This is a genomic window from Erythrobacter donghaensis, from assembly GCF_001557325.1.
Classification (GTDB): Bacteria; Pseudomonadota; Alphaproteobacteria; order Sphingomonadales; family Sphingomonadaceae; genus Erythrobacter; species Erythrobacter donghaensis_B.
Genome location: NZ_LSJS01000122.1, coordinates 1 through 4,918 on the forward strand (window position 1 = coordinate 1; position 4,918 = coordinate 4,918).

At 69.9% G+C, this 4,918-nt stretch carries 5 protein-coding genes; all 5 read right to left on the bottom strand.

The features are described from left to right. The coding region (locus AX692_RS06630) for an AMP-binding protein (protein ID WP_230961042.1) at positions 1 to 527 on the bottom strand (527 nt) is incomplete at its 3' end. A gap of 278 nt (positions 528 to 805) precedes the next feature. Continuing rightward, the gene (locus AX692_RS06635; RefSeq protein ID WP_073974054.1) at positions 806 to 1,555 is read right to left on the bottom strand and encodes a M23 family metallopeptidase; all 750 of its coding nucleotides are present in this window, start codon (positions 1,553 to 1,555) and stop codon (positions 806 to 808) included. 109 nt (positions 1,556 to 1,664) lie between these two features. Next, positions 1,665 to 2,456 carry a ferritin-like domain-containing protein gene (locus tag AX692_RS06640; RefSeq protein ID WP_073974053.1) on the bottom strand — a complete coding sequence of 264 codons (792 nt, stop codon included), beginning with the start codon at positions 2,454 to 2,456 and terminating at the stop codon, positions 1,665 to 1,667. 7 nt (positions 2,457 to 2,463) lie between these two features. Beyond that, positions 2,464 to 2,937, bottom strand: coding sequence for a peroxiredoxin (locus AX692_RS06645; protein ID WP_073974052.1), 474 nt, complete (start codon positions 2,935 to 2,937; stop codon positions 2,464 to 2,466). After that, the coding region (locus AX692_RS06650; RefSeq protein ID WP_073977596.1) for a glutamine-synthetase adenylyltransferase at positions 2,934 to 4,918 on the bottom strand (1,985 nt) is incomplete at its 5' end. The genes AX692_RS06650 and AX692_RS06645, both read right to left, overlap by 4 nt.

A 4,918-nucleotide genomic window follows, 5' to 3' on the forward strand; every position in this document is an offset into this window, starting at 1 on the left:
TCGGCGGGCGGGGCGGGGCGGATGCCCTTGGGCCGGCCGGTGGTGCCGCTCGAATAGAGCATCACCATGCCGGCGCTCTGGTCGGGGATGGGGTCGGGGCTCTGGGCGGCGAGCGCGGCGGCGAAATCCTCCGCGTCCCCGCTATCCATCACCAGCACCGTGAGGCCCGGGCATTCCTTGCGGATATCGCCGAGCATTGCGGCGAAATAGCCGCTCGTGATCAGCAGCTTGGCCTCGGCATCGCGGATGATGTAGGCGGCCTCGGGCGCGGTCAGGCGCGAGGAGATCGGCACCAGCATCGTGCCCGCCCGCTGCGAGCCCCAGATCAGGGTGAAGTATTCGATACGGTTCTCGAGCAGCACCGCGAAGGCATCGCCGGCTCCGATCCCGTGGGCGCGCAGCAGGCGGGCGAAGCGGTTCGATTCGGCCTCCATTTCGCCATAGGTGATCGCTTCGCCCGAGCCGGTCATGATGACTGCCGGATGATCGGGCCGGGCCGCGGCGTGCGCGATCGGGTGCATCGACATCTGTTCTCTCTCCCAGCGGCGGTGCCCGCGCGGGGCCTGCCGACATATTCTCTCGGGGAGAAAATCTAGCGGGCGCGGGAACGCTCGCAAGGGAAAAGAGTATGCGAAGTGCTACCCAAAAGGCGCGTCACCCCTCGGCGGGCGGTGGCGGGGTGGCCCAGAGGCGAAAGCCCAAGACAAAAAAAGGCGGCGGGATAACCCGCCGCCCATGTTCGGACACCCTCTCCAATGTCCGGCCCGTTTCACGGGCAATCCTCTGGTGCCTTCCGGTGGGGCGGTTATTCGCCGCCCACTCCGGCGAGGCGCGCATCGCGGGCATAGGCCAGCTGTGCTTCGCTCTCCACCATATACGGAATCGGATTGACTGCAAGACCCTCCACGCGAACTTCGTAATGGAGGTGGGGGCCGGTCGAACGGCCGGTCGATCCGACATAGCCGATGAGGTCGCCCTTCTTCACGCTGTCCCCTGCCGCGACCGCGAGGCGCGAGAGGTGGGCGTAGCGGGTCTGCATCGAGGCGCCGTGCTCGACGCTGATGTACAGGCCGTAGCTCGAATACCAGTCGGCGCGGCTGACGATGCCGTCCGCGGTGGCATAGACCGGGGTGCCGGTCGGCGCGGCGAGATCGATCCCGGCATGCTGGCGGCGGCCGCCGAGCACCGGGTGGGTGCGCATCCCGAAGCCGCTGGTCAGCGCTGCGCCTTCGAGGGGCATGCGCGAGGGCACCGAGATGCCGCGGGTCGGCACGGGCGAGGAATAGGCGGCGGGCGATCCGACGGTGCCGACGGTGGGAGCGGTGCGCTCGATCGCGGTAATGCTGCTGAACAGCGACTTGAAGCGGGCATCGCCGTTGTCGGCGATCTCGCCCTGCTCGCGCAGCGGCTGGAGGACATCTGCGGTGGCGGTGGAGGTGGTCGTCGTCGATGCGGCCGAATTGGTGTTGGCCATAGCCGGCGCTGCGGCGGAGACGAGAACGGCGCAGGCGGTTGTCCCAACCAGCTTCAGCGCTCCGCGGAAGGCAAAATTCATATAACTGACCCGGTCCCGATTGCGACCCGGCCTGGTGCCGGTGCCGTAGGAATGTTCCGGCACGTCTGCTGCGCGCCTTTCGCTGAAACAGGGTTATCCGGGTGGATCGTTAATAGGCAATCGTTGCGTAAAATCCGCGCGACAAACCGGCAGCAAGACGCGCCGAGTCGTTGAACGGCGCCTTAACCTGTCCTCGGAAATGCCGTTTTACGAGGTCTTGCCAGTAGGATTCGGGTTCGATCTGCGCCGTTTCGGCACATTGCAGAAAGTGCTTGGTGCCCGCCGCGACATGGCGGATTTCGTCGTCAAGTATCCTTGTGAGGATTCTCGCGCCGCTCTCGTCCCCCGCCGCCTGCACCCTTTCGCGCGTGGCGGGGGTCACGTCGAGCCCGCGCGCCTCGAGCACCATCGGCACCACCGCAAGCCGCGCGGCGACATCGTGGCGGGTGGCGTGGGCGGCCTCCCACAGCCCGGCATGCGCCGGGAGCGCACCGTAATGGCTGCCGAGGTTCCGGAGCTTCCTCTCCAACAGCGCGAAGTGCATCGCCTCGTCGGCGGCGACATCGAGGAAGTCGCTGACGAACGCCTCGCCCATCTCCGCCCCGAACCGTCCCGCCATGTCGAGCGCGAGGTCGATCGCGACGAATTCGATATGCGCCAGCGAATGCCACAGCGCGATTCGCCCGCGCTCGCTGCCCGCCTTGCGACGCTTGGGCATCCGGCCGGGCGGGAGCAGTTCGGGCGCATCGGGCCAGGCCGGCTGGTCCGGCATGGCCACGTCGAACTCCCACGCCAACTTGCCAGCCCGCCAGTCGCGCGCGACCTGACGGGTGGCGAAGCACTTGGCCCGCGGCTCGGGGGTGAGCAGCGCGGCGCGGATGGCGCGGGCGAGGGTGGTCACGGGCGAATCAGAGAGCCTTGGCCGCTGCCAGCACGTCCTCGGCGTGGCCCGCGACCTTCACCTTGTCCCAGATCCGCGCGATCTTGCCGTCCGGCCCGACCAGATAGGTCGCGCGGACCATGCCCATGTAGGTCTTGCCGTACATCTGCTTTTCCGCCCACACGCCGAGCGCGTCCGACAACCCGCCCTCTTCCGCGTCGGTCGCGAGCGGCGCGGTGAGGCCGTGCTTGGCGATGAACCTGGCGTGCTTCTTGGCCGGATCCTTGGAAACGCCGAGCAGCTTCGTGCCCGCCGCCTCGAACTCGGCCTTCAGCGCGGAGAAATCCTTGTTCTCGGTGGTGCAGCCCGGGGTGTCGTCCTTGGGATAGAAGAAGATCACCAGCTTGGAGCCGGCGAAGTCGGAGGGCTTCACGCTGCCGCCCTCGGGGGTTTCCATGGCGATATCGGGGATGGCGTCGCCGACGCCGGGGAAGGTGGTCATGACGGGGTCTCCTGTTCGGTTTCGAGAATGTCTGTCCCGAGGATTTGTTTCCACGCTTCGGCCACCCTGAGACGCGCGAGCGCGAAGGCCTCCTCGAGCGCGGCATAGGAATCGAACCCGCAGGCCCGCGCCAGCGCCCGCGCGCCTGACGGCGGGGGCTCGCGGCCATCGGGGGCGAGCAGGCGTCCGGCAACCAGCATCCGGCTCATCAGCGCGTGGGGCTGCGCAAGGTCGGCAGGCACCAGCCCCGCAGCTGCCAGCCCTGCGAGCGCCACCTCGAGATCGGGGGAAAGCGCGTCCGGCGCGGCCTGCGCCAGCGGGCGCCCGTCTGCCGTCTCGCCCTTCAGCTGGAGGTAGTGCAACAGAAACTCGATATCGACGAGGCCCCCGCGCACCAGCTTCGCATCGACCGGGCCGGTGGGGCGCTTGTGCTTTGCCATTTCGGCGCGCATCCCCAGCACCGCCTCGCGCAGCGCCGCGCGGTCGCGCGGGGCGCCCAGCACCTCGGCGAGCACCGCCTCGAGCTGCGCCCGCGCGCGCGGCGAGCCGTAGAGCACCCGCGCCCGGGCGAGCGCCATGTGCTCCCACGTCCACGCCGCCTCGCGCTGGTATTTGCCGAAAGCCTCGCAGCTCACCGCCAGCGGGCCCTGGTTGCCCTGCGGCCTCAGCCTTGTGTCGACCTCGTAGAGCGCGCCCTGCGCGGTCGGCACCGACAGCGCGGCGCTGACCCGGCTGGCGAGACGGTTGTAGTACGTCGTCGCGCCCAGCGGCCGCGCGCCGTCGGACTGCGCGGCGAAATCGCCGGTGAACAGGTAGACGATGTCGAGATCGCTCGCATGGGTCAGCGCGCCCCCGCCGAGCCTTCCGAGGCCGAGGATCAAGAGCTCGCTCCCCGCGATGCGCCCGTGCTTGGCGGAAAATTCTTCCGCCGTCGCCTCGGCCGCCAGCTGCATCGCCGCCTCGGCGGTGCGCGAGAGCGCGCGGGCGATGGCGAGCGGGTCGGCCAGCCCCTCGATCAGCTGGATGCCGAGCGCGAAGCGGATCTCGCCCGTCACGATCCGGATCGCATCGAGCAGCGCCTCGTAGTCCTCGCGCACCGCCGCGCCCCGCATCCGCGCCACGATCGCGGGCGTTTCGCCAGGCAGGTCGAGCGCGTCCTTGTCGATCAGCGTGTCGAGCAGCTCGGGCTTGCGCGCCAATTCGTCCGACAGGACAGGCGCGAGGGTGAGCGCGGCGACCAGGCGGCTGGTCAGATCGGGGCGCGCGTCGAGCAGGCGGAAGGTGGTGATCGCCGAGGGCACGCTCTCGATGATCCGCTCCCACCGGGTGATCGCGCGCATCGGATCGTCGCTCTGCGCGATCGCCTCGAGCAGCGCCGGGGCGAGCCGTTCCCACGCCTCGACCGCCTGCGGAGAGCGGATCGCGGCGAAGCGCCCGTCGCGCCAGGCCTCGATCCGCTCGGCGAGGATGCGCGGATCGGGCAAGCCCCACTGCGCAAGGCTCGCCGCCAGCGCGCTCACCGGCATGACGGCGGCGGCCGGGGCAGGCTCGGCGCGGCCGATCAGTTCCTCGTAGATGCGCGCGCTCGCGCCGGTCAGTTCGGTCAGCTCGGCGACCAGCGCCGCGCCGTCCGCCAGGCCGTCGAGCCGCGCGACATTGTCGAGTGCCGCGCCTTCGGGCAGCGCGTGGGTCTGGCGGTCGTGGACCATCTGCAACCGGTGCTCGACCGCACGCAGGCGGTCATAGGCCGCGCCGAGCACCTGCGCGTTCTCCGCCGTGATCCACCCCGCGGCCGCCAGCGCATCGAGGCCTGCGCGCGTGCCCCTGACCCGCAGCGAGGCATCGCGCCCGCCGTGGATCAGCTGGTGGGTCTGGGCGTAGAACTCGATCTCGCGGATCCCGCCGCGCCCGCGTTTGACGTCGAAGCCGGGGCCGGGGGCGGGTGGGCCCTTGCCGCTGTCGCGGATGCGCAGGGTGAGCG